This window comes from Streptomyces sp. NPDC096323 (genome assembly GCF_040302845.1).
In the GTDB taxonomy this organism is placed as follows: domain Bacteria; phylum Actinomycetota; class Actinomycetes; order Streptomycetales; family Streptomycetaceae; genus Streptomyces.
This window is the reverse complement of sequence record NZ_JBEOSI010000001.1, coordinates 401,841-424,078: the sequence shown is the minus strand read 5'-3', so window position 1 is coordinate 424,078 and position 22,238 is coordinate 401,841. Positions and strand designations below refer to the sequence as shown.

Below are 22,238 nucleotides of genomic sequence, written 5' to 3'. Positions count from 1 at the left end.
GCCCGATAACCGAAGTCGCCCCGAGTCCTCCACGAGGACTCGGGGCGACTTCGGTCGTGTGCCGCTGTGCCGGTCGGTTGCTGCTGTGCCGGTCAGTGCGAGCGGCTCTCCTTGCGCCGGCGCACCACGAACACGGTGCCCGCGGCGGCGGCCACGGCCAGCGCGGTGCCGGCCACGATCTCGCCGGAGTTCACGCTGTCGATGCTGCCGCCGAGACCGCCCTGCACGCCGGCCGGGGAGGCCGTGGACACGGCGGAGCTCGTCGAGCTCGTGGTGGGCGTGCTCGTGGCAGCGCTGATCGTGAGGTTCACGTGCGCCGTGGAGCTCGGCGAGGTGTTGCAGGTGAACGTCACCTGATAGGCGGCGCCCGGCTTGGCGTCCCGGTCGACCGTTGCCGTGCCCGTGCCGTTCCTGGGGATGGTGACGGTGTCGAAGACCCCGGATGTCGCCGTGGCCGTGGCGGAGCAGGCCCTGGCCGCCAGGGTGACCTGGCCGCCGGGCGCGACCACCGAAGGCGTGACGGTGTATCCGCTCCCGGGGCTGGACGGACCGCCCGTGGTAGCGGCATACGCGGTCACGGCCGGAGCGGACAGGGCGAGTGCTGCGGCGCCGAGCAGAGCGACGGGGGTGACAGGTATTGCGCGCATGGTGAATCCTCCGGGTCCCCGAGGAGCAGCTGCGGAACGGATTTCCACAAAGCGTCAGAAATGCGCCTCGATAGGCGCAACGCTAGAAGTGGTGTATTTCGCCCGCGATCGGGGTCCGGCGAATGGGGCACCGGTGTCCCCCGGGCGGCGCACCGCCGGGGGACCGGGTGCTCCTATCCTCCCGCCGCGCCCGGGAACAGATCGAGGAACGGTGCGGCGGTGGCGGAGATGCCTCGCCCGAAGGGGGCGTCGAAGTCCCAGATCAGGAAGAGGAGGAAGGCGATCAGCACGCTGAAGAGGCCGGCCAGCAGGAGTTCGCGGAACGTGCGGCGGATCTGCAGAGTGAAGATCAGCCCCACCGTGACCAGCGCCCCCGTGATCAGCCCGAACCAGACGACGCCCGGCATCGTGGCGCCGGCACTCTGCCCCCTGGCATGGCGGGCGTCGTCCGCCGCGGCGACCTGGTCGACGAGCGGCTGGTACGCCTGCCCCTCGTGGTCCGTCTTCGGCCGGTAGTCCGTGACGTCGGCGCGGACCCGGGCCAGGAGCTCGCCGCCCCGGTCGCCGAGCGTGCCCCGCTCGCTCATGGTCCGCCACTCGTCGTGCACGACATAGCTGACGTAGGCGTCGACGTCCGCGCGGATCCGGGTGCGGACCTCGGCCGGGTAGACGGCGGAGCGCGCGTTGACCTCGTGCAGCGCCTGCGCCTCCAGGCGTACGTACTCCTGGGCCGCGCCGCGGCCCTCCCAGACGCCCGCGATGGCGAGGCCCAGCACGATCGCGTAGACCACGCCGATCATCATCGTCATGTATTCGATGACGTCAGGCGTCTCGGACGGGTCGTCGTCCTCGGGCAGCCGGCGGTTGTTGAGGACGGCGATGGTCAGCACAACGGTGCTGGCCGCGGCCATGGCGAGGGTGAGAACCAGCCATTCCGACATGGGTGCCTCCGGAGGTCATCGGGAAGAACGGGGCCGCAGTACGGCGACGGCGAACACTGCGGGGGCTGTGATCATCAAAGTGAGCGTGACCAGAGAGGTGTGACGTTCCGGTTCCTTCCTCACGGGTCTGCGGTACGAGGGAAGCGCCACGGGGGCCGGGGGTGCCGGGCGCGCGGAGGGCGAGGGTGCGGGTGACGGGGCCGGAGCAGGCGGAGGCGGAGGGGGAGGCGGCGGAGGGGGCGGTGCGGGCGCCGGGTCCGGCGGCGCGGGAAGGGGCGGCGGAGGTGGTGGCGGAGGCGGTGGGGGCGGCGGAGGTGGTGGCGGAGGCGGAGGCGGGGGTTTCGGCTTCGGGGTGGGCGGGGGAGCGGGCTCCGGTTCCGGCCCCGCATGACAGTTGCCGTCGCCGCTGACGGCCACCGCCGCCCCGCCGTCGTCGTCACCGATCGAGGCGTACGAGCAGCTGTCGGCCAGTGCGGGCGTGGGAGCGGTCAGCAGCCAGGTGAGTGCGACGGCCGCGGTGAGCCGGCCGATGAGTGATCCGTACACGTCGGGAGCATGTTCCGGGCTGTGGCCGGACACGCCCGGGAGCCGGTGGATTCCCCTGATGGAGCGGATCTTGGGCGTTAGGGGTTTGCGGCTTCCGAAGAATCTGAGTACGCATTGAACAAAGACCGGCCCGGCGCCCGTATCTAGGGCCATGAACGGCGCGAACCCGCGTCGCAACTGGCAGAAGTACCACGGGAGTTGACATGAACAGCTGGCGGAACGCCTCGCTCGCGGTGACCGCGGTGACCCTGTTGGCGCTGACGACGGCGTGCAGTCAGGACAAGGGCACGGAGTCCACCGGGCAGAACGTGGGCAACGCGAGCCCGGCCGGTCAGGCCGCTGACAGCTACGGGGCGGACAGCGGATACGGCTCCGGGGCGACGACGGAGAACGCCTCGGCGAAACAGGCCGGTCAGCTCGCCGTGTGGGACAGCAAGAAGCTCGGGAAAGTGCTGACGGACAGCGAGGGATTCACCCTTTACCGCTTCGACAAGGACACCGCGAGCCCGCCCCGGTCCAATTGCGACGGCGACTGTGCGAAAGCCTGGCCACCGGTCCCCGCGGGCAATGTCACGGCCGCCGCCGGGACCGATACCGCCCTCGTCGGCAAGGTCACGCGGGCCGACGGGACGCAGCAACTCACCCTGGCAGGCTGGCCGATGTACCGGTACGCCAAGGACGCCGCGCCGGGCGACGCCCTGGGCCAGGGGGTGGGCGGAACCTGGTTCGCCTCGGCGCCCGACGGCAAGAAGGCGGCACTGAACGCCGACGGCCCTTCCGGTGCCCAGCCGGCGGACCTCGCGGGACTCTCCGTGCGCAAGGATCCGAAACTCGGCGATATCGTCGTGGACAGGCGCGGCATGACGGTCTACCGCTTCAAGAAGGACGTTGCCTGGCCGATGAAATCGGCCTGTACCGGGGCGTGTCTCTCGAAGTGGCCGGTTGTCGCCCCGGTCGAGAAGAATGACGTGAACGGTGTCACGACGAAGGGATTCGTCACCTTCGACCGGCCCGACGGACTCAAGCAACAGGCCATTGACTGCTGGCCCATCTACACCTTCTCCGGGGACGTGAAACCCGGTGACACCAAGGGACAGGGCGTCGGCGGAACCTGGTACGCGGTGTCTCCCCAGGCGAAGTTGGCCGGCGCGCCCAAGTAGATCCTCCCCCGCCGTCCCGTCGCCGCATGTCACCCGCAGCGACGGGACGGTTGCACATGCCACTGGTGTGTGACCAATAACGGACCGCTAATTTCCGTTTCCGCTCGCTCTCCTGGTGGTGGGTCAGTAGCCTCTGGTCAATACTGACCATGAACATGGCCGGATCACCGAGGCGACTTGTTGGAGACATCGATGGAGCGTCCCGCCTGGGCACCGCACGGCATTGACATTTCGGTGCCGAGCGTGTCCCGAATGTACGACTTCTATCTGGGCGGCTCGCACAATTTCGAGGTGGACCGGGAAGCGGCCCGCAAGGCCATGGAGTTCATGCCGGGACTTCCCAAGATCATGCAGGCGAACCGCGCCTTTATGCGCCGTGCCGTGCGCTTCGCGCTGGACGAGGGCGTCACGCAGTTCCTGGACATCGGTTCCGGGATACCGACCTTCGGAAACGTGCACGAGGTCGCCCAGGCGATCGACCCGCAGGCGAAGGTGGCCTACGTCGACCACGACCCGGTCGCGGTCGCCCACAGCCAGGCCGTACTCGAAGGCAACGACCGTGCGGTGATCGCCGCCGCCGACCTGCGCCGGCCCGAGGAGATCCGGGACAATCCCGACGTCTCCAAGCTCCTCGACTTCGACCGTCCGGTGGCGCTGCTGCTCGTCGCCGTACTCCACTTCATCGAGGACGCCGACGACCCGCACGCGGCGGTCGCCGCCCTGCGCGACATCCTGGCTCCCGGAAGTCTCCTCGTCGTCACCCACGCGTCGTACGAGGGGATCCCGCTGACGGAGGAGGAGGCCGGCGGCGCGGTGGGGGTGTACAAGAACATCCGCAATCCGCTGGTCATGCGCTCGCGCGACGAGGTCGGCCGGTTCTTCGACGGCTACGAGATGGTCGAGCCCGGACTGGTGGCGATGCCGGCCTGGCGCCCCGAGACTTCCGCCGCGCTGGAGAACGAAGACCCGTACGCCTTCTCGGGCTTCGGTGGAGTGGGACGCAAGGCGTGAGCATCCCCGCCCAGGCGTCCGGAGCCCCGGACGCGGAGCCGGACGGTCCCGAGGACCGGCTCCGAAGATTCGCCACGATCTGGAGCCGGGCGATCTTTCCGTCGACGGCCACCTCCATGACCCGGCCGGAGGTCGAGCAGCATCTGCTCCCCCTGGCCCGCACGCTCAGCGACACCTTGCACGCCCGGCCCTTCGACCCCGCGCCCGCGAGCGCGGTGGGCACCGCACTCGTCGCGGCGCACTGCACGGACCCGGACGCGCTCAGCTCCACACTCGGCGTCGTCGACTCGTATCTGGTGCTCTACTGCGGAAGCAACGGCCCGGCCACGCTGTCGACGGAGGACAGCCGCTCCCGTTGCGCGCGGATCCAGCACGCGGTCGCCGGCGGCTTCTCGCAGGCCCTGCGCGAGCGGACGCTTGCCGAGCAGGAGGCGATCGCCCGCTCCGCGCTCACCGCGCGCTCCCATGCCGAACAGGCGCTGCACGCGACGGAGGCGCGCTTCAGGGCCGTCTTCAAGGACGCGGCCATCGGCATCGGCATCGCCGACCTGGACGGCAACGTGCTGGAGGTCAACGACACCCTCACCCGGATGTTCGGCGGCCTCGAGAACCACGTCCTGAGCCACCGCGTCAACGAGTGGGTCCACCCGGAGGACTCCCCGCAGGTCTGGAAGTACTACAACGAGCTGGTACGCGGCGAACGCGAGCACTACCGGGTCGAGAAGCCGTACTACCGCAACGACGGCACCGTCCTGTGGACCAATCTGACGGTGTCGCTGCTCCGAGACACCGAGGGCCGGCCGGAGTACCAGCTGGCCCTGATGGAGGACACCACCGAGCGGCGGCTGCTCAATCTGCGGCTGCGGTACGAGGCCACGCACGACGCGCTCACCGGCCTGCCGAACCGGACGCTCTTCTTCGAGCGCCTGGAGAAGGCGCTCTCGGCGGGTGACGGCAGCCGGTTCGGTCTGTGCTATCTGGATCTGGACGGTTTCAAGGCGATCAACGACAGCCTGGGCCACGCATCGGGCGACCGGCTGCTGGTCGAGGTGGCCGACCGGCTCCAGAGCTGCGCGACCGCACCCGGCGAGATGGTGGCACGGCTCGGCGGCGACGAGTTCGTGGCGCTCACCACCGGACCCGACACCGCGCAGGAGGTCGACGAGCTGGCCTGCCGGATCCTCAGCGCGCTCGCCACGCCGATCCGCCTCGACGGGCGCGAGCTCACCGTCCGCGGGTCCATCGGGGTCGTCGAGGGACCGGCCGGCGAACGCAGCGCCGCGGAGGTGCTGCGCAGCGCCGACATCACGATGTACCGGGCCAAGGCAGCGGGCGGCAACCGCTTCGAGCTCGCCGACGCGGAGGCGGACGCCCGGGCGATCACCCGGCACGGACTGACCACGGCGCTGCCGGCGGCGCTGGAGCGCGGTGAGTTCTTCATCGAGTACCAGCCGCTGGTGCACCTGGACGACGGTTCGGTGCACGGCGCGGAGGCGCTGGTGCGCTGGTGCCACCCGCAGCACGGGGTGCTCGGGCCCGACCGGTTCATCGCGCTGGCCGAGCACACCGGGCTGATCGTGCCGCTGGGGCGCTGGGTCCTCGAGGAGTCGGTACGGCAGGCCAACTTCTGGCAGGAGCGGCACACCGACGGCGGTCCGCTGCGGATCAACGTCAACCTCTCACCGGCCCAGCTGCACCACCCGCGGCTGGTCGCGGAGACCGTCGACGTCCTGGAACGCTCGGGGCTCGAAGCCGGGGCGCTGTGCCTGGAGGTCACCGAGTCGGCGCTCATCGGGGCCGACGAGGATCTGCTCAAGCCGCTGCGGCAACTGGCCGAGATGGGCGTCGACATAGCCCTCGACGACTTCGGCACCGGGTACTCCAACCTGGCGAACCTGCGGCGGCTGCCGGTGAGCGTGCTGAAGCTGGACCGTTCCTTCACCCAGGGCATGCAGCACCATCCGGCCGACCCGGTGGACCTGAAGATCGTCGAGGGGATCGTCTCGCTCGCGCACAGCCTGGACCTGGCCGTGACGGTGGAGGGCGTGGAGACGGGGGCGCAGGCGGAGCAGCTGCGGAAGCTGGGCTGCGACACGGCCCAGGGCTGGTACTACGCACGCCCCGGGGCGCCGGACCGGATCCACTCCCTGCGGCTGGCCGACGCGGTGTGAGCGGGGTGCACGCCGTGTCCTGAGCGCCTCAGGACACGGCGTCCGCCCGGCTGGCCAGGAGTACCCGCTGCAGCTCCCGCGCAGCCCGCGGCGGAGCCACGTCGCTGCGGTGCGCCAGCGCGATCGTGCGGCGCAGCCCCGGCCGTGCCAGCGGTGTCGTCCGCAGGTCCCGGCCCGCCCGGGTGGCGACCATGCTCGGCACGACCGCGACACCGAGACCCGCGCGCACGAAGCCGAGTACGGCGTCCATCTCGCCGCCCTCCACCGTGAACGAGGGCTCGAAGCCCTCGGCGCGGCATGCGGCGACCGTCAGCTCCCGCAGGTCGTATCCGTGCCGGAACATCACCAGCGGCTCGCCCTGGAGATCAGCGATCCGGACCGTGCCGCCCCGGCCGGGCCGGGGGCCGTCCGCCGACGAGACCACCACCAGATCCTCCTGGAGCAGCTCGACCGTGGTCAGCGCCGGTGAGGCCGCGGGCAGCGGGAGGACCAGCAGCGCCAGATCGAGTGCGCCGCGCGCCAGTTCCCGTACCAGGTCGTGCGAGCCGCCCTCCTCCAGCAGCAGTTCGATCCCCGGATGCAGGTCGTGGAAGGCGCGCAGCACATCGGGCAGCAGACCCGTGCAGACGCTGGGCGTCGCGCCCAGTCTGACCCGGCCGCGGCGCAGCTGGGCCAGCTCCTGGACCTCATGGCGTGCGGTGTCGGCGTCGGCCAGGATGCGCCGGGCGAGCGGAAGCAGGGCCTCGCCCGCGTCCGTCAGCGTGATGTTCCCCCGGGCCCGGCTGAACAGTTCGGCGCCCAGTTCACTCTCCAGGGCTCTGATCTGCTGCGAGAGCGAGGGCTGCGAGACGTGCACCTCCTCCGCGCCGCGAGTGAAGTGCCGGGCCTCGGCGACGGCCACGAAGTACGTGAGCTGCTGGAACTGCATACGTCATCCTACCCCCGTTGATAGACAGAGCCTATGGAGATCAGGCATTCCATGTCTTGGACCGATCGGGCCTTCCGGCCCTAGCGTCGTGTCCATGGCATTGGCAACCCGGACGGACCGACGGCCGTCCATGACGCGCACGCTCTGGGACTCGACCGTCGGCAAGAAGACGATCATGGCCGTGAGCGGGCTGGTCATGCTCCTCTACTTGGTCGTCCACATGGTCGGCAACCTGAAGATCTTCTTCGGTTCCGACGAGTTCAACGGCTACGCGCACTGGCTGCGGGTGATGGGCGAGCCGTTCCTGCACCACGAGTGGGCGCTGTGGATCGTCCGTGTCGTGCTGGTGGCTGCGGTGGTCCTGCACGCGGTCTCCGCGTACCAGCTCAGCCGGCGCGATCTCAGGGCCCGCCCCGTCACGTACGTGCACAAGAAGCCGCGCGCGAGCTACGCCACCCGCACGATGCGCTACGGCGGCATCATCCTGGCGCTGTTCATCGTCTGGCACATCCTCGACCTGACGACCGGCACCGTGCACTCGGGCGGCTTCCAGTCCGGACACCCGTACCAGAACGTCATCGACACCTTCTCCACCTGGTACGGCAACGTCGTCTACATCGTCGCCATGCTCGCCATGGGGCTGCACGTCCAGCACGGGTTCTGGAGCGCGGCGCAGACCCTCGGTGCCGGCCGCGCGACCCGCGACCGCTTCCTGAAGACCCTCGCAGGAGTCCTCGCACTCGCGTTGACGGTGGGCTTCGTCTCCGTACCCGTCGCCGTCATGACCGGAGTGGTGAGCTGACATGAACGACTACACGGACTACGCGACCGGGGCGCCGGTCGCCGACACCAAGGCACCCGGCGGCCCCGTCGCCGAGCGCTGGGACACCCGCCGCTTCGAGGCCAAACTGGTCAACCCGGCCAACCGCCGCAAGCACACCGTCATCGTCGTCGGCACCGGCCTGGCCGGCGGATCGGCCGGCGCGACACTGGCCGAACAGGGCTACCACGTCGTCCAGTTCTGCTTCCAGGACTCTCCCCGCCGGGCCCACTCGGTCGCGGCCCAGGGCGGCATCAACGCGGCGAAGAACTACCGCAACGACGGCGACTCGGTCCACCGGCTCTTCTACGACACCGTCAAGGGCGGCGACTTCCGCGCCCGCGAGTCCAACGTCCACCGCCTCGCCCAGATCTCCGTCGAGATCATCGACCAGTGCGTGGCGCAGGGTGTTCCCTTCGCCCGCGAGTACGGCGGCCTTCTCGACAACCGGTCCTTCGGCGGCGTCCAGGTCTCCCGCACCTTCTACGCCCGCGGCCAGACCGGGCAGCAGTTGCTCCTCGGCGCCTACCAGGCACTGTCCCGGCAGATCGCCGCGGGCAACGTCGAACTGCACTCCCGTACCGAGATGCTCGATCTGATCGTCGTCGACGGCAAGGCCCGCGGCATCGTCGCCCGCGACCTGGTCACCGGGGAGATCGACACGTACTTCGCCGACGCGGTCGTCCTGGCCAGCGGCGGTTACGGCAACGTCTTCTACCTGTCGACCAACGCCATGAACTCCAACGCCACCGCCATCTGGCGCGCCCACCGGCGCGGCGCCTACTTCGCCAACCCCTGCTTCACCCAGATCCACCCCACCTGCATCCCGCGCACCGGCGAGCACCAGTCCAAGCTGACGCTGATGAGCGAGTCGCTCCGCAACGACGGCCGCATCTGGGTGCCGAAGGCCAAGGGCGACACCCGCCCGGCGAACGAGATCCCCGAGGACGAGCGCGACTACTACCTGGAGCGGATCTACCCCGCCTTCGGTAACCTCGTGCCCCGCGACATCGCCTCCCGCGCCGCGAAGAACGTCTGCGACGAGGGCCGTGGCGTCGGACCCGGGGGCCAGGGCGTCTACCTGGACTTCGCCGAGGCCATCGCGCGGATGGGCCGCGCCAAGGTCGAGGAGAAGTACGGCAACCTCTTCGACATGTACGCGCAGATCACCGCGGAGAACCCGTACGAGACCCCGATGCGGATCTACCCGGCCGTGCACTACACGATGGGCGGACTCTGGGTCGACTACGACCTCCAGACCACGGTCCCCGGCCTGTTCGCGATCGGCGAGGCCAACTTCTCCGACCACGGCGCCAACCGGCTCGGCGCCTCCGCGCTGATGCAGGGGCTCGCCGACGGCTACTTCGTCCTGCCGTCGACGATCAACGACTACCTGGCCCGCCATCCGCACCACGAGGGGGTCGACGCCTCCCACCCCGCCGTGGAGGAGGCCGTGGCAGAGACCGAGGACCGGCTCAACCTGCTGCTGTCCGTCGACGGCGACCGCACCCCCGACTCCTTCCACCGGGAGATCGGCGAACTCATGTGGGAGTACTGCGGAATGGCCCGCACCGAGGAGGGTCTGCGCAAGGCCCTCGGCCGGATCCCGCAGATCCGGGAGGAGTTCTGGCGCCGGATCAAGGTCCCGGGCACCGGCGCCGAGTTCAACCAGTCGCTGGAGAAGGCCAACCGCGTCGTCGACTACCTGGAGCTCGCCGAGCTCATGTGCCTCGACGCGCTGCACCGCGCGGAGTCCTGCGGAGGCCACTTCCGTGAGGAGTCGCAGACCGCGGACGGTGAAGCCGCCCGCCGGGACGAGGAGTTCTCGTACGCGGCGGCCTGGGAGTTCGCCGCCGCCGGCGAGCCCCCCGTCCTGCACAAGGAAGACCTCGTCTTCGAGTACGTCCACCCCACTCAGCGGAGCTACGCATGAAGCTCACCCTGCGCGTCTGGCGCCAGAAGAACACCGACGCCCCCGGCGCCATGTCCACGTACGAGGTGGACGGCATCTCGCAGGACATGTCGTTCCTGGAGATGCTCGACACCCTCAACGAGGAGCTCATCCTCGCCGGCGACGACCCCGTCGCCTTCGACCACGACTGCCGCGAGGGCATCTGCGGCGCGTGCAGCCTCGTCATCAACGGCGACGCCCACGGCCCGGAGCGCACCACGACCTGCCAGCTCCACATGCGCTCGTTCCGCGACGGCGACACGATCGACATCGAGCCGTGGCGCGCCTCGGCCTTCCCGGTCGTCAAGGACCTCGTCGTGGACCGTTCGGCCTTCGACCGGATCATCCAGGCCGGCGGCTACATCTCCGCCCCTACCGGCACGGCACCCGACGCCCACGCGACGCCCGTGCCCAAGCCGGACGCGGACTTCGCCTTCGAGCACGCCGAGTGCATCGGCTGCGGCGCCTGCGTCGCGGCCTGCCCCAACGGCTCGGCGATGCTGTTCACCTCGGCGAAGGTCAACCACCTCAACGTGCTTCCGCAGGGTGCTCCCGAGCGCGAGACCCGGGTCCTGGACATGGTGGGCCAGATGGACAGCGAGGGATTCGGCGGGTGCACGCTCACCGGTGAGTGCGCCACCGCCTGCCCGAAGGGCATCCCGCTGCCGTCGATCTCCGCCATGAACAAGGAGTGGCTGCGGGCGGCCCGCAAGGTCCACCGCTGAGCGCGCATACCGGTTCCCGGCCCCGGAGGCCGCTCGCCTCCGGGACCGGGAAGTGCGTACGTCTCCGGCAGGTCAGGAGGTTACGGAGAGGTCGTCCCCGTAGACCGTGCCCTGCCCGTACCAGCCGTGCAGATAGACGGTCACCGTGCCGCTCGCCCCGGTGGTGAAGGCGACCGACTGCTTGGCGTACCCGCTGGACAGACCCCAGGTGCTCGCCGAGGCACCGCCCCGGACGCCGAGGTAGGCGTAGTTCCCCTGCACCCAGCCGCTGAGCTTGTACGCGGTGTTGGGGGACAGGATGAGCGTCTGGGTGCACTCGCCGGTCTGCGACGAGGTGGGCGCCACGGCGAGTGCGTGCGTACCACCGTGCACCGGCGAGGAGACGACCGCGCCGCCGGGCTCACAGGTCCAGGGGCCGAGCGACCCGGTCTCGAAGTCGCCGTTGACCAGCGATCCGGTGCCGCCACCCGGGCCGGAGACCGTCAGGGTGAGGGACGCCGTGTGGCTGAGCGTGCCCGCCGTACCGGTCACGGAGATCGTGTACGTGCCGGGCGCGGTGAACGCCGACGCGGTCACGCTCAGCGTCGATGTGCCCCCGGCGGTGACCGATGCCGGGCTGAGCGCCGTCGTCACACCGGCCGGCGCCCCGCTCGTCGTCAGCGCGACGGTCCTGGCGCTGCCCGAGGTGACCGCGGTCTTCACGGTGGCCGTGGCCGAGCCGCCCGGTGCGACCGTCGCCGAACCGGGCGCGACGGCCACCGAGTAGTCGTCCGTCACCGGACCGGTGCCGCCGCTCGTGAACGGGGCGAAGGTGTGGCTGAAGTACCAGGTGTCCTGCGCGATCCCGGAGCAGCTGTCGCTTCCGCCGGTGCCGGGGCAGCCGCCGTTGTCGCGCTGGAGTGCCCAGAACGACAGGGTACCGACGCCCTTGGAGACGGCCCAGTCGTAGACCACGGGGGCGTTGGCGGTGGTGAACGTCTCGGCCGGGCCGTAGTCGTCGATGCCCGGCATCTCGATGATGCCCGTCATGCCCCACAGCTGGGTGTCGGTCTTCGACGGGTAGAGCTTGGCCAGCTGGCCTTTGAGCCCGGTGATCGCCGTCTGGGTGTCCTGCGCCATGTTGTGCGCGGCGCCGTCGTAGTAGTCGAACGTCATGAGGTTCACGACGTCGACCTGGGCGCCGTTGGACACGGCGTTCTTGAGCACGGCGAGGCCGCTGGCCGCGAGCCCGCTGGTCGTGGTGGGCAGGGTGTACGAGATCTGCACCGAGCGCCCGTTGGCGGCGGCCCAGTCCTGGACCTTCTTGATCGCCTTGTTGCGGCGGTCGATTCCGGCGCTGTTCTCCAGGGAGTTGTCCTCGATGTCCATGTCGAGGCGGGACACGTCGTAGGTCGTGATGACCTTCTCGTACGCCGCCGCGATGGAGTCGACGCTCGTACAGCTGTCGGCGATCTCGGTGCCGCCGTTGTCGGCCGCGTAGCCGCCGAACGACGGGATCACATCGCCGCCGCGCGAGCGGATGGTGGTGAAGTCGGCGCCGAACTCGGACGAGGCGATGGGAGTTCCCGCATCGCCGTTCCAGTAGGGGGTGCAGGAACCGCGGGCCTCCGTCTGGATGAAGGCCATGGTCAGGTACTTCGCGCCGGACGCCTGGGAGAGCGCGGCCGGGCTGTCGCCGTTCCACGCCTCGAAGTACGGGGCGAAGACATGCGCGGGCAGGGGAGTGGCGGCGGTGGCGGCGGCCTGTGCGCCGGCGCCCGATCCGAGGACCAGGCCTGCGGACGCGATGGCGGTGGCCAAGGCGCCGAGGAGGGCGCCGGCTGTTCTTGGACGTCTCATGGGGCAGCTCCCAGCGGGGTGGGACAACGGGGATCGCACGGCTCGGCCGCGCCCGGTGAGGGGCGCGGCCCGTTCCTGTGAGGCCCGGCCGGGGTCACATGCCACACGGCAAGGAGCGACCGTGTGGCATGCCCATGATTGGTCTGGACCAACTAACTGTCAACCTTCTTTACTGTTTCATTCCTCCAGGCGTGCCGGAGGAGCAACTCAACTCGGGTGAAGGGGAGTTGTGGTCAGCTGAGGTGAAGCGCGGCCCGGAGGTACGGGGCCGTGCGGCTCTCCTGGGCCCCGGCCACGTCCAACGGCGGCCCCGCGGCCACGATCCGGCCGCCCCGGTCGCCGCCGCCCGGCCCGAGGTCGATCACCCAGTCGGCGCCCGCCACCACGGCCATGTCGTGCTCCACGACCACGACGGTGCTTCCCGCGTCGACCAGCCCGTGCAACTGCCGCATCAGCACCTCGACATCGGCCGGATGGAGTCCCGTCGTCGGCTCGTCGAGCAGATACAGGGTGTGGCCCCGGCGGGCGCGCTGCAGTTCCGCCGCCAGCTTGATCCGCTGCGCCTCGCCGCCGGACAGTTCGGTCGCCGGCTGCCCGAGCCGGAGATAGCCGAGGCCCACGTCGAGCAGCGTCCGCAGACTGCGTCCGGCGGCGGGCGTGTCCCTGAAGAACCCGGCCGCCGACTCCACCGTAAGGTCCAGCACTTGGGCGATGTTCAGCCCGCGCAGTGTGACGTCGAGCGTCTGCGGGTTGTACCGCGCGCCATGGCAGTCCGGGCAGGGCGCGTACGTACTGGGCAGGAAGAGCAGCTCCACCGACACGAACCCCTCGCCCTGGCAGGTCTCGCACCGCCCGCCCGCCACATTGAACGAGAATCGGCCGGCCCGGTAGCCCCGCTCGCGCGCCACGCCCGTCGCGGCGAACAGCTTGCGCACGACGTCGAAGAGTCCCGTGTACGTGGCCAGATTGGAGCGGGGGGTACGGCCGATGGGCCGCTGGTCGACCTGGACGAGGCGGTCCACCGCCTCCAGCCCCTCCGCCGACGCGCAGCCGGGTGCCGGCCGCTCCTGGGCGGTGTCCGCTGCCTGACGGTCGGCCAGCACACCCGCCAGCACCTGGCCGACCAGCGTCGACTTTCCCGAACCCGACACCCCCGTGACGGCGGTGAACACCCCGAGCGGGAAGGCGGCGTCCACCCCGCGCACGTTGTGCCGGTCCACCCCGACCAGCCGCAGCCACCCCGAGGGCGTGCGCACCTGGCGTACGGGGACGGGGGCGTCGTCGAAGAGGAAGCGCCGCGTCGCCGACTCCGCGACATCGGCGAGCCCGGCGGGCGGACCGCTGTGCAGCACCCTGCCCCCGTGCTCGCCGGCCAGCGGACCGACATCGACCAGCCAGTCCGCCCTCCGCACCACGTCCATCTGGTGCTCCACGACGAAGACCGTGTTCCCGGCCTCCTTGAGCCGGCCGAGCACCGCGAGGAGCGACTCCGTGTCCGCGGGGTGCAGCCCGGCCGACGGCTCGTCCAGGACGTAGACGACGCCGAAGAGCCCCGACCTCAGCTGGGTCGCCAGCCGCAGCCGCTGGAGTTCACCGGAGGAGAGCGTCGGAGCCGTACGGTCGAGGCTGAGATAGCCGAGCCCCAGTTCGGTCACCGTCCCGATGCGGGCGAGCAGATCCCCCGTCAGCACCCGGGCTGTGTCGCCCCCGCCCGCAGCGGACAGCACCTCGGCGAGATCCGTGAGGGGGAGGGCCGCCAGCTCCGCGATCGTACGGCCCGCGAAGGTCACGGCCATGGCCTCGGGCCGCAGCCGGCTGCCGCCGCAGACGGGGCAGGGCGCACTGGTCAGGAAACGCTCGGCCTTCGCGCGCAGCGTGCGGCTGCGGGAGTCGGCGAACGTGTGCATCACATAGCGCCGCGCGCTCATGTACGTACCCTGGTAAGGGCGTTGGATGCGGTCGGCGTCGCGCACCGGATGGACGGTGACCACCGGCTGCTCGTCGGTGAACAGGATCCACTCACGGTCGGCCGCATCGAGCTCGCGCCACGGCCGCTCGATGTCGTAGCCGAGCGCGTTCAGCACATCGCGCAGGTTCTTGCCCTGCCACGCCCCCGGCCAGGCGGCGATCGCCCCGGCCCTGATGGACAGCCCGGGGTCGGGGACCAGGAGTTCTTCGGTGGTGCGGTGGATGCGGCCGAGTCCGTGGCACTCGGGACAGGCGCCGGCGGCGGTGTTCGGCGAGAAGGCGTCGGAGTCGAGTCGCTCCGCCCCCTGCGGATAGTCCCCGGCGCGGGAGAACAGCATCCGCAGGGAGTTGGACAGCGTGGTCACCGTACCGACGGACGACCGGGCGCCGGGCGCGGAGCGGCGCTGTTCGAGCGAGACGGCGGGCGGCAGCCCGGTGATCTCGCCGACCTTCGGTGCGCCCACCTGGTGGATGAGCCGGCGGGCGTAGGGGGCGACCGACTCGAAGTAGCGTCGCTGGGCCTCCGCGTAGATCGTCCCGAAGGCCAGCGAGGACTTGCCTGAGCCGGAGACGCCCGTGAAGACGGTGAGGGTGTCGCGCGGGATGTCGACCCCGACGTCCCGCAGATTGTGCTCGCGTGCGCCGCGGACCCTGACGTACGGGTCGTGGGGGGTGGGCATGGGGGCGGGGGCTCCGTACGGTTCGGTTGGGCTGACCGGGGCAAACGGTTCGATCCTAGGCGGCGGAACGCGCGTCCGGCCGGGGCCGGGGCGGGGCCCGCCCCGTGCCGGATCGCCGAACGCGGCCGCACCTTGGTTTGCTGGGTCCATGAAGAACAACGCCGACCGGCCGCTGGCCGTATTCGATCTGGACGGCACCCTCGCCGACACCGCCCACCGCCAGCACTACCTGGAGGGCCCCCGGCGCAATTGGGACGCCTTCTTCTCCGCCGCCCCCGACGACCCGCCGCTGCCCGAAGGCGTACGGCTCGTCGTGAGCAGCGCCGAGGAGTGCGAGGTCGTCTACCTCACGGGCCGGCCCGAGCGCTGCCGCCAGGACACCGTGGCCTGGCTGGCCCGGCAGGGGCTCCCCGAAGGGCTGCTCCACATGCGGCGCGACGACGACCGGCGGCCGGCCCGCAGGACCAAGCTGGAGATCCTGAAGCGGATGGGCCGGGACCGCGTGGTACGGATGCTGGTGGACGACGACGAGCTGGTCTGCGACGAAGCCGAACGGGCCGGGTTCACGGTGGTGCGCGCCCGCTGGACGCACGCCTCGCCCGCCTTGAAGGACGCGCAGGAGCGCGAGGGGCGCACCTGATTGGAGCCGCAGCACAGCACATCATGAAGGCCGTCGTACCGGATCAGGGTCGCAACGCCTGATCACTCGGGGTCGTCGAGCCGGAAGCCCACTTTCAGCCCGACCTGGTAGTGCGCGATCCGGCCGTCCTCGATCTGCCCGCGAACCTGGGTGATCTCGAACCAGTCGAGATTGTGCAACGTTTCGGAAGCCCTTGCGACGCCGTTACGGATCGCCGCATCCACGCCGTCATGGGAGGTTCCTACGATCTCCGTGACGCGATACGTGTGGTTTGACATGGTGTGTCTCCTCTCGCCCTTACCAAGGTGCCCCACCTCGGCCAGGTTCGCGAGAGGTCGCGGACCGGCGGTCTGTCCGCAACCGCCCTTGACCGGAGCATTGGTCCATACCAAAATCCAGCCACGCCCGTGCGAGCGCAGCCCGCAGTCCCCCACACCGGGTCCCCACACACATCCGTCCTGCCGTTTCGCAGAAGGTGACCCCGTGAAGAACCGCATGCTCGCCGGAGCCATTGCCCTGATGTCCACCCTTGCGCTGGGCGGGTGCGCAATGGTGCCCGGGTCCGGCGGTTCGGGTGACAAGAAGGTCACCATCTGGCTGATGAAGGACAGTGTCACCGCTGACTTCCTGGACCGCTTCAAGAAGTCGTACGAGGACGAGCACTCCTCGGTGGAACTGGACTTCAGGATTCAGAACTGGAGCGGTATCGGGCCGAAGGTTCTGGCGGCACTGGGCGGCAAGGACACCCCGGACGTCATCGAAGTCGGGAACACCCAGGTCGCCCAGTACGCCGAGAGCGGCAACCTGCGCGATCTCACCCTGGAGTCCATGCGTGACCTGGGCAGCGAGGACTGGATTCCCGGCCTCGCCGAGCCGGGCAGCATCGGCGGTGTCCAGTACGGAATCCCGTGGTACGCCGCCAACCGGGTGGTGATCTACAACAAGGACCTCTTCGAACAGGCGGGAATCAAGAGCCTGCCGAAGACACGCACCCAGTGGATCGCGGACACCGAAAAGCTGAACCGGAACGGCAACCAGGGCATGTATCTGCCGGGCCAGAACTGGTACGTACTCGCCGGATTCATCTGGGACGAGGGCGGTGAACTCGCCGACGACACGGACGGCGACTGGCAGGGCGCTCTCAACAGCCCCGCCGCGCTCAGGGGCATGGACTTCTACTCCGAACTCCAGGCGCTCGGTGACGGCCCCAAGGACGCGGACGAGGAAATGCCCCCACAGAGCGGAGTGTTCGCCAAGGGAGACGTCGCGCAGATCATCTCCACCCCCAGCACCGCGACCCTCATCGAGAAGGCCAACCCCGAACTCGCGGGAAAGCTCGGCTACTTCCCCATACCGGGCAAGAGCGCGAAGGCGCCCGGGTCCGTTTTCACCGGCGGCTCCGACCTGATCATTCCGCAGAAGGCGGACCAGCGAAGCGCGGGATTCGAGGTCATCAAGGCACTGGCCGGGGCCAAGTGGCAGGAGGAACTCGCCAAGACCATGAGCTACGTGCCCAACAAGACATCCCTCGCCCATGTCATCGAGGGGGAGGAGAGCACCGCCGCGATGGCCGCAGGGGCCGCGCGGGGCCACGCGACCCCCAACTCGCCACAGTGGGCGGCCGTCGAAGCCGCCAACCCGATCAAGCCCTACATGACAGCGGTCCTCCAGGGCGGGGACCCCGCGACCGCGGCCAGGACCGCGTCCGAGAAGATCACCGCACTCCTCGCGGGCAGCTGACCGCCGGGGCCCGACGGGCAGCGCGCGCGGAGCTGCGCGCTGCCCGGGCCGGCTTCAGTCCACGGTGGCCAGGGACAGGGCGAACCTCCCCTCGGCGTCCGTCCACCACTGACTCAACCGAAGGCCGGCCGCCGCGAGTTCGCCGCGCACCCCGTCCTTGCGGAACTTCGCCGACACCTCCGTCCGCAGCTCCTCACCGGCTTCGAACGACACCAGCAGATCCAGTTCCGGGACCTTCACCGTGAGCGCCCGGCGGGCCCGCAGCCGCATCTCGATCCACTCCTGCCGCGCATTCCACCGGGCCACGTGCTCGAAGTCGTCCAGTGCGAAGTCCGCGCCCAGCTCCCGGTCGACGACCGACAGGACGTTCCGGTTGAACGCGGCCGTAACCCCGGCCGCGTCGTCGTACGCCGCGACCAGCACCTCCTCGTCCTTCACCAGGTCCGTCCCGAGCAGCAGCGTGTCGCCGGGGGAGAGCAGCGAGCGCACCGACGCCAGGAACGCGGCCCGTTCGTCCGGCAGGAGATTGCCGATGGTGCCGCCGAGGAACGCCACCAGCCGGGGACCCGGAGTGTCCGGCAGCGACAGTTCCGCGGTGAAGTCGGCGATCAGCGCGTGCACCGACAGCTCCGGCCGCTCCTCCAGCAGCGCCTCGGCCGCGCCGCGCAGCGCGCTCTCACTCACATCGACCGGTACGTAACTGTGCAGCTCCGGCAGCGCGTCCAGCAGGTGCCGGGTCTTCTCCGAGGACCCCGAGCCCAGCTCCACGAGCGTCCGGGCACCGGAGGCGGCGGCGATCTCGGCCGCCCGGTCGATCAGGATCTCCCGTTCCGCGCGCGTCGGGTAGTACTCGGGCAGCCGGGTGATCTCCTCGAACAGCTCACTGCCGCGGGCGTCGTAGAACCACTTCGGCGGCAGCGTCTTGGGGTGCCCGGTCAGACCGTCCAGCACATCGGCGCGCAGCGCCGCGTCCGTCGCGTCCACCGGCAGGGTACGGGTCAGCAGAAAAGGACTCACTCGGTGGGCTCCTTGAGCGGGGTCAGCGACACGTCGGCGCGGGTCGCGGTCAGCAGAGTGCGGTCGGGGACCTCTCGCCAGTGCGGATCGTCGTCGTACGGCTCCGAGGCGACGACCGTGCGCCGGCCGGGCTCGGCCAGGTACCACAAGGTGTCCCCCCAGGCCGTCGCCACGATGGTGAGGCCGTCGGTGAGCAGCAGATTGAGCCGGGATCCGGGCGCAGCCCCGGCCACCTCCAGCACGGTGTCCGCGACCGCCTCCGCGAGCGCGTCGCCCAGCGCCAGCCGGTGCCGCACGAGCGCCCACACGAACGCGGAGTCGGAGCGGGCGGTGAGCCCGAGCAGCTCGGCCGCGGGGAGCTTCGCCGCCGGCTGCGCCATCGATCCGGGCCAGCCCTTCACCGCACCGTTGTGGCTGAAGAGCACACCGCCGCCGACGAAGGGCGCGGCCGCCGCCTCGCCGTCCGGGTCCGCCGCGGTGGCGTCCCGGACCGCCGCGAGCAGGGCGTGGCTGCGCACCACTCTGGCCAGATCGGCGAACGTCTGGTCGCCCCAGACGGGGCCCCGCCGGCGGTACCGTCCCGGCACCGGGTCCCCGTCCGCGTACCAGCCGACACCGAAACCGTCCGCGTTGACGGTCCCGAACCGTTGCCGGCGTGGTTCCCAGGACTGCCGCACCAGCGAATGCTCCGGCTGACTCAGCACCACGCCCAGGGGTATCGGTACCCCCACATAAGCGATATGACGGCACATCAAACATCCCTGGCGGTGCGGAATCCGGAGAAGATCTGGCGCCGTACGGGCAGGTCCCAGTTGCGGAACGTCCCCCGGCAGGCCACCGCGTCCACCGCGAAGGAACCGCCGCGCAGCACCTTGTGCTCCGGACCGAAGAAGACCTCCGAGTACTCGCGGTACGGGAACGGCGCAAAGCCCGGATAGGGCAGGAAGTCGCTGGACGTCCACTCCCACACATCGCCGATCAGCTGCCCGGCACCGGACGGTGCGCGCCCGGCGGCGTACGCACCCGCCGGTGCGGGACGCAGATGGCGCTGCCCGAGGTTGGCGTGGTCCGGTGTCGGGTCCTCGTCGCCCCACGGGTAGCGCCGGGAGCGCCCGGAGCCGGGGTCGTGGCGGGCCGCCTTCTCCCACTCGGCCTCGGTGGGAAGCCTGCGGCCGGCCCAGCGGGCGTACGCGTCCGCCTCGTACCAGCTCACGTGCAGCACCGGCTCGTCGGCCGGGACCGGCTCGGTCACCCCGAAGCGCCGGCGCAGCCACTGCCCGGCGTCCCGCTGCCAGAACAGCGGCGCGGTCAGCCCGTGCTCACGCACCATGGCCCAGCCCTCGCTCGCCCACCAGCGCGGCTCCGTGTAGCCGCCGTCCTCGATGAACGCCCGGTAGGCGCCACAGGTCACCGGCGCGGTGTCGATGAAGAAACCGGGGACCTCGCGCCGGTGTGCGGGGCGCTCGTTGTCGAGCGCCCACGGTTCCGTGGACGTCCCCATGGTGAACAGTCCGCCGGGCACCAGGACTTCCGTGGCCAGGGCGGCCGCGTCGGCGGCCTGCGGCGGTTCCGGGGCGGTCAGCGCGGCGGGCCCCGAGCGCAGTTGATGGGTGATCAGCATGGTCTCGTCGTGCTGCTGTTCATGCTGGGCGATCATCCCGAAGACGAATCCGGACCGCACCAGCGGGCGGTCGCCCAGCGGCGTGGACTCCAGTACGTCCAGCGCCCGGCCGCGCACCTCGGCCGCATAGGAACGGGCCTCGGCGGGCGCCAGCAGCGGCAGCGACGGGCGGGAGGCCCGGGGATGTTCGAAGGCGTCGTAGAGGCCGTCGATCTCCGGGCGCATGGCCTCGCGGCCGGCGACGCCGCGCAGCAGCCACAGTTCCTCCTGGTTGCCGATGTGCGCGAGATCCCAGACCAGCGGCGACATCAAGGGGGAGTGCTGGGCCGTGAGTTCGTGGTCGTCCACGCTGTCGGTCAGGAGCGCGGTGCGCTCGCGGGCGGTGAGCAGCGCGGCGAGCGCGCGTTCCCGGAGCGCCTCGGGGTCCTGGACGTCCGGATTCCGCTGTCCGTACGGCGAGGGAGCGGGGGAGTCGGTCATGAGAGGGTCCCCTTCGGGTGGTCCGATCCGTGGTGCCGGTCCGTCATGAGCCGTTCCCGCAGGTCGTCGGCCGGACATCGGCCCCGGGCGACGTAGCGGTCGCGGAAACCGGCCACCGCGTCCTGTACGGCCCTCGTCGCTCCCAGGCGCGGCAGCGCCTCCAGGGCGAGGTCGAAGCAGGCCGTCGCCGCCGTCCGCAGTTCGGGATCGGTCAGCCCGTCGCGGGCGGCCCCGGTCCAGAGCGGATTGCGGGGTGCGGCGAGCGGGCCCGCCGTCTCGGCCAGGGGTTTGACGGTGCGGTACACGGTCTCGGCGGCCTCCGGATCGTCGAACAGGGCAGTGGTGACGGCGAGCGGCACGAGCCAGCCGTCGTCACCGGGCTGCGCGTCGATCATGCGCAGCTCCAGGTGTCCCCGCGGGCGCACCGGCGGGAACAGCGTGGTGATGTGGTAGTCGAGGTCGGCGCGCACCGGCCGGCGCGGCTCGCCGCGGCGGATCCAGTCGCGGAAGGTGAGCCCCTCGGGCACCGCCCAGGGGCCATCGCCGCCCCGGATGCACATGACGGGCGTGTCGAGCACGTAGGCCGTCCAGGCGTCACGTGGCGGCAGTTGCCCGGCCGGGGCCAGGGTGCGCAGCGGATCGAGATCGGCCCACAGCGACTGGCGCGTGGACCGCCACGGCGTCGGCGTCCCCAGCCGGAACGGCGAGTGGGCGAACGAGGCCACCAGCACCGCGCCCAGCAGATGGGCCAGCTGCCAGCGCCGCCCGTAGCCGAGCGGTCCCGGCTCCTCCTCTCCTGCGTCCAGACAGACCTGGACGGACGCGGTCGTGCACATCATGGCCCGGCCCGCGGGACCCGACCGGTCGAGCACGGTCTCCATGGCGTCGTAGCGCGGCCGGCGCAACAGCCGGCGCGGGGGATGCCAGGGGTCGACGCCGAACCCGGCCGGAGCCAGGCCCAGCCGGCCGAGCGCTTCGCGCACGGCGACGAGATCGGCGGCCGTGTCGTTGATGCACTCCATGAGCGAGTCCGCGGGGAGCGAACTGAGCTCGAGCTGGCCGCCTGGCTCGAACGTGAGCGCCGCGTTCAGCGGCAGCGCCCCGACGGCCGACGCGGCCGCGTCGAGACGGTCGGGCGTGACGGGAACGCGGGGCCGCTCACGGTCGTGCAGGAGCCATTCGAGCTCGACTCCCACGAGGCGGGGCGGTCCGGTCTTGAAGCAGATACAGCGCAGTAAATCCTCCGCCTCGCCCTCGCCGATGGGCGTGGTGTGTCCGGGCGGACCGTGTGCGCCAGGTGTGTCGGATGACATTCCGGGCCTCCTGTTCCAGTGCGACCGTCCTACCCAAACC

General features: G+C 70.6%; 18 protein-coding genes. 8 read left to right on the top strand and 10 right to left on the bottom strand.

The window, feature by feature from the left end; all coding sequences use genetic code 11:
* Positions 1-92: 92 nt before the first annotated feature.
* A complete protein-coding gene (locus tag ABTX18_RS01845; RefSeq protein ID WP_352120749.1) occupies positions 93-647 on the bottom strand; it encodes a hypothetical protein in 555 nt (184 codons plus the stop codon).
* A 173-nt stretch (positions 648-820) separates the two neighbouring features.
* On the bottom strand, positions 821-1,588 hold the full coding sequence (locus ABTX18_RS01840) for a bestrophin-like domain (RefSeq protein ID WP_352120748.1): 768 nt from the start codon (positions 1,586-1,588) through the stop codon (positions 821-823).
* A gap of 749 nt (positions 1,589-2,337) precedes the next feature.
* Between ABTX18_RS01840 and ABTX18_RS01835 the strand changes: the two genes are divergently transcribed.
* The 3 genes from ABTX18_RS01835 to ABTX18_RS01825 all read left to right on the top strand — a co-directional run bounded on the left by ABTX18_RS01835 (position 2,338) and on the right by ABTX18_RS01825 (position 6,476).
* Entirely contained in the window at positions 2,338-3,294 is a 957-nt protein-coding gene (locus ABTX18_RS01835) for an SCO0930 family lipoprotein (RefSeq protein WP_352120747.1), read from the top strand.
* 192 nt (positions 3,295-3,486) lie between these two features.
* Complete coding sequence (locus ABTX18_RS01830) at positions 3,487-4,305, top strand: SAM-dependent methyltransferase (protein WP_352120746.1); 819 nt, start codon at positions 3,487-3,489, stop codon at positions 4,303-4,305.
* Positions 4,302-6,476 carry a putative bifunctional diguanylate cyclase/phosphodiesterase gene (locus ABTX18_RS01825; RefSeq protein WP_352120745.1) on the top strand — a complete coding sequence of 725 codons (2,175 nt, stop codon included), beginning with the start codon at positions 4,302-4,304 and terminating at the stop codon, positions 6,474-6,476. Before ABTX18_RS01830 ends, ABTX18_RS01825 begins: the two co-directional genes overlap by 4 nt.
* Positions 6,477-6,504: 28 nt before the next feature.
* On the opposite strand, the gene ABTX18_RS01820 is transcribed toward ABTX18_RS01825, so the two are convergent.
* The gene (locus tag ABTX18_RS01820) at positions 6,505-7,404 is read right to left on the bottom strand and encodes a LysR family transcriptional regulator (RefSeq protein WP_352120744.1); all 900 of its coding nucleotides are present in this window, start codon (positions 7,402-7,404) and stop codon (positions 6,505-6,507) included.
* Between the two features lie 94 nt (positions 7,405-7,498).
* Here ABTX18_RS01820 and ABTX18_RS01815 point away from each other — a divergent pair, with 94 nt between their 5' ends.
* Genes ABTX18_RS01815 through ABTX18_RS01805 form a run of 3 tightly spaced genes read left to right on the top strand, consistent with a single transcriptional unit; the run spans position 7,499 to position 10,900 of the window.
* The gene (locus tag ABTX18_RS01815; protein ID WP_352120743.1) at positions 7,499-8,206 is read left to right on the top strand and encodes a succinate dehydrogenase; all 708 of its coding nucleotides are present in this window, start codon (positions 7,499-7,501) and stop codon (positions 8,204-8,206) included.
* Between the two features lies 1 nt (position 8,207).
* Positions 8,208-10,157 carry a fumarate reductase/succinate dehydrogenase flavoprotein subunit gene (locus ABTX18_RS01810; RefSeq protein ID WP_352120742.1) on the top strand — a complete coding sequence of 650 codons (1,950 nt, stop codon included), beginning with the start codon at positions 8,208-8,210 and terminating at the stop codon, positions 10,155-10,157.
* Complete coding sequence (locus ABTX18_RS01805; protein WP_136325685.1) at positions 10,154-10,900, top strand: succinate dehydrogenase/fumarate reductase iron-sulfur subunit; 747 nt, start codon at positions 10,154-10,156, stop codon at positions 10,898-10,900. The genes ABTX18_RS01810 and ABTX18_RS01805 overlap by 4 nt, the downstream gene beginning before the upstream one ends.
* Positions 10,901-10,972: 72 nt before the next feature.
* Here the strand turns inward: ABTX18_RS01805 and ABTX18_RS01800 are convergent, their stop codons facing one another.
* Positions 10,973-12,739 carry a glycosyl hydrolase family 18 protein gene (locus ABTX18_RS01800; RefSeq protein ID WP_352120741.1) on the bottom strand — a complete coding sequence of 589 codons (1,767 nt, stop codon included), beginning with the start codon at positions 12,737-12,739 and terminating at the stop codon, positions 10,973-10,975.
* A gap of 233 nt (positions 12,740-12,972) precedes the next feature.
* Complete coding sequence (gene uvrA, locus ABTX18_RS01795) at positions 12,973-15,387, bottom strand: excinuclease ABC subunit UvrA (protein ID WP_352120740.1); 2,415 nt, start codon at positions 15,385-15,387, stop codon at positions 12,973-12,975.
* 148 nt (positions 15,388-15,535) lie between these two features.
* Between uvrA and ABTX18_RS01790 the strand changes: the two genes are divergently transcribed.
* Entirely contained in the window at positions 15,536-16,027 is a 492-nt protein-coding gene (locus ABTX18_RS01790) for a phosphatase domain-containing protein (RefSeq protein WP_352120739.1), read from the top strand.
* A 62-nt stretch (positions 16,028-16,089) separates the two neighbouring features.
* On the opposite strand, the gene ABTX18_RS01785 is transcribed toward ABTX18_RS01790, so the two are convergent.
* Complete coding sequence (locus tag ABTX18_RS01785; RefSeq protein ID WP_136325688.1) at positions 16,090-16,305, bottom strand: dodecin; 216 nt, start codon at positions 16,303-16,305, stop codon at positions 16,090-16,092.
* 205 nt (positions 16,306-16,510) lie between these two features.
* On the opposite strand from ABTX18_RS01785, the gene ABTX18_RS01780 reads away from it, so the two are divergent.
* Positions 16,511-17,767 carry an extracellular solute-binding protein gene (locus tag ABTX18_RS01780; RefSeq protein WP_352120738.1) on the top strand — a complete coding sequence of 419 codons (1,257 nt, stop codon included), beginning with the start codon at positions 16,511-16,513 and terminating at the stop codon, positions 17,765-17,767.
* A 54-nt stretch (positions 17,768-17,821) separates the two neighbouring features.
* On the opposite strand, the gene egtD is transcribed toward ABTX18_RS01780, so the two are convergent.
* The 4 genes from egtD to egtA are packed head-to-tail and all read right to left on the bottom strand — an operon-like array spanning position 17,822 to position 22,198.
* Positions 17,822-18,784 carry an L-histidine N(alpha)-methyltransferase gene (gene egtD / locus ABTX18_RS01775; protein ID WP_352120737.1) on the bottom strand — a complete coding sequence of 321 codons (963 nt, stop codon included), beginning with the start codon at positions 18,782-18,784 and terminating at the stop codon, positions 17,822-17,824.
* Positions 18,781-19,536 (bottom strand): ergothioneine biosynthesis protein EgtC, encoded by a 756-nt coding sequence (gene egtC / locus ABTX18_RS01770; protein WP_352120736.1) that lies wholly within the window; start codon positions 19,534-19,536, stop codon positions 18,781-18,783. Before egtC ends, egtD begins: the two co-directional genes overlap by 4 nt.
* A complete protein-coding gene (gene egtB, locus ABTX18_RS01765; RefSeq protein WP_352120735.1) occupies positions 19,536-20,885 on the bottom strand; it encodes an ergothioneine biosynthesis protein EgtB in 1,350 nt (449 codons plus the stop codon). The genes egtC and egtB overlap by 1 nt, the downstream gene beginning before the upstream one ends.
* The gene (gene egtA / locus ABTX18_RS01760) at positions 20,882-22,198 is read right to left on the bottom strand and encodes an ergothioneine biosynthesis glutamate--cysteine ligase EgtA (RefSeq protein WP_352120734.1); all 1,317 of its coding nucleotides are present in this window, start codon (positions 22,196-22,198) and stop codon (positions 20,882-20,884) included. Before egtA ends, egtB begins: the two co-directional genes overlap by 4 nt.
* Positions 22,199-22,238: the final 40 nt, after the last annotated feature.

Excerpts from the sequence above, each read along its gene's own strand:
- ABTX18_RS01845 (WP_352120749.1), bottom strand. The coding sequence starts at position 647 with ATGCGCGCAATACCTGTCACCCCCGTCGCTCTGCTCGGCGCCGCAGCA.
- ABTX18_RS01840 (WP_352120748.1), bottom strand. The coding sequence starts at position 1,588 with ATGTCGGAATGGCTGGTTCTCACCCTCGCCATGGCCGCGGCCAGCACC.
- ABTX18_RS01835 (WP_352120747.1), top strand. The coding sequence starts at position 2,338 with ATGAACAGCTGGCGGAACGCCTCGCTCGCGGTGACCGCGGTGACCCTG.
- ABTX18_RS01830 (WP_352120746.1), top strand. The coding sequence starts at position 3,487 with ATGGAGCGTCCCGCCTGGGCACCGCACGGCATTGACATTTCGGTGCCG.
- ABTX18_RS01820 (WP_352120744.1), bottom strand. The coding sequence starts at position 7,404 with ATGCAGTTCCAGCAGCTCACGTACTTCGTGGCCGTCGCCGAGGCCCGG.
- ABTX18_RS01815 (WP_352120743.1), top strand. The coding sequence starts at position 7,499 with ATGGCATTGGCAACCCGGACGGACCGACGGCCGTCCATGACGCGCACG.
- ABTX18_RS01810 (WP_352120742.1), top strand. The coding sequence starts at position 8,208 with ATGAACGACTACACGGACTACGCGACCGGGGCGCCGGTCGCCGACACC.
- ABTX18_RS01805 (WP_136325685.1), top strand. The coding sequence starts at position 10,154 with ATGAAGCTCACCCTGCGCGTCTGGCGCCAGAAGAACACCGACGCCCCC.
- ABTX18_RS01800 (WP_352120741.1), bottom strand. The coding sequence starts at position 12,739 with ATGAGACGTCCAAGAACAGCCGGCGCCCTCCTCGGCGCCTTGGCCACC.
- uvrA (WP_352120740.1), bottom strand. The coding sequence starts at position 15,387 with ATGCCCACCCCCCACGACCCGTACGTCAGGGTCCGCGGCGCACGCGAG.
- ABTX18_RS01790 (WP_352120739.1), top strand. The coding sequence starts at position 15,536 with ATGAAGAACAACGCCGACCGGCCGCTGGCCGTATTCGATCTGGACGGC.
- ABTX18_RS01785 (WP_136325688.1), bottom strand. The coding sequence starts at position 16,305 with ATGTCAAACCACACGTATCGCGTCACGGAGATCGTAGGAACCTCCCAT.
- egtC (WP_352120736.1), bottom strand. The coding sequence starts at position 19,536 with ATGTGCCGTCATATCGCTTATGTGGGGGTACCGATACCCCTGGGCGTG.
- egtB (WP_352120735.1), bottom strand. The coding sequence starts at position 20,885 with ATGACCGACTCCCCCGCTCCCTCGCCGTACGGACAGCGGAATCCGGAC.
- egtA (WP_352120734.1), bottom strand. The coding sequence starts at position 22,198 with ATGTCATCCGACACACCTGGCGCACACGGTCCGCCCGGACACACCACG.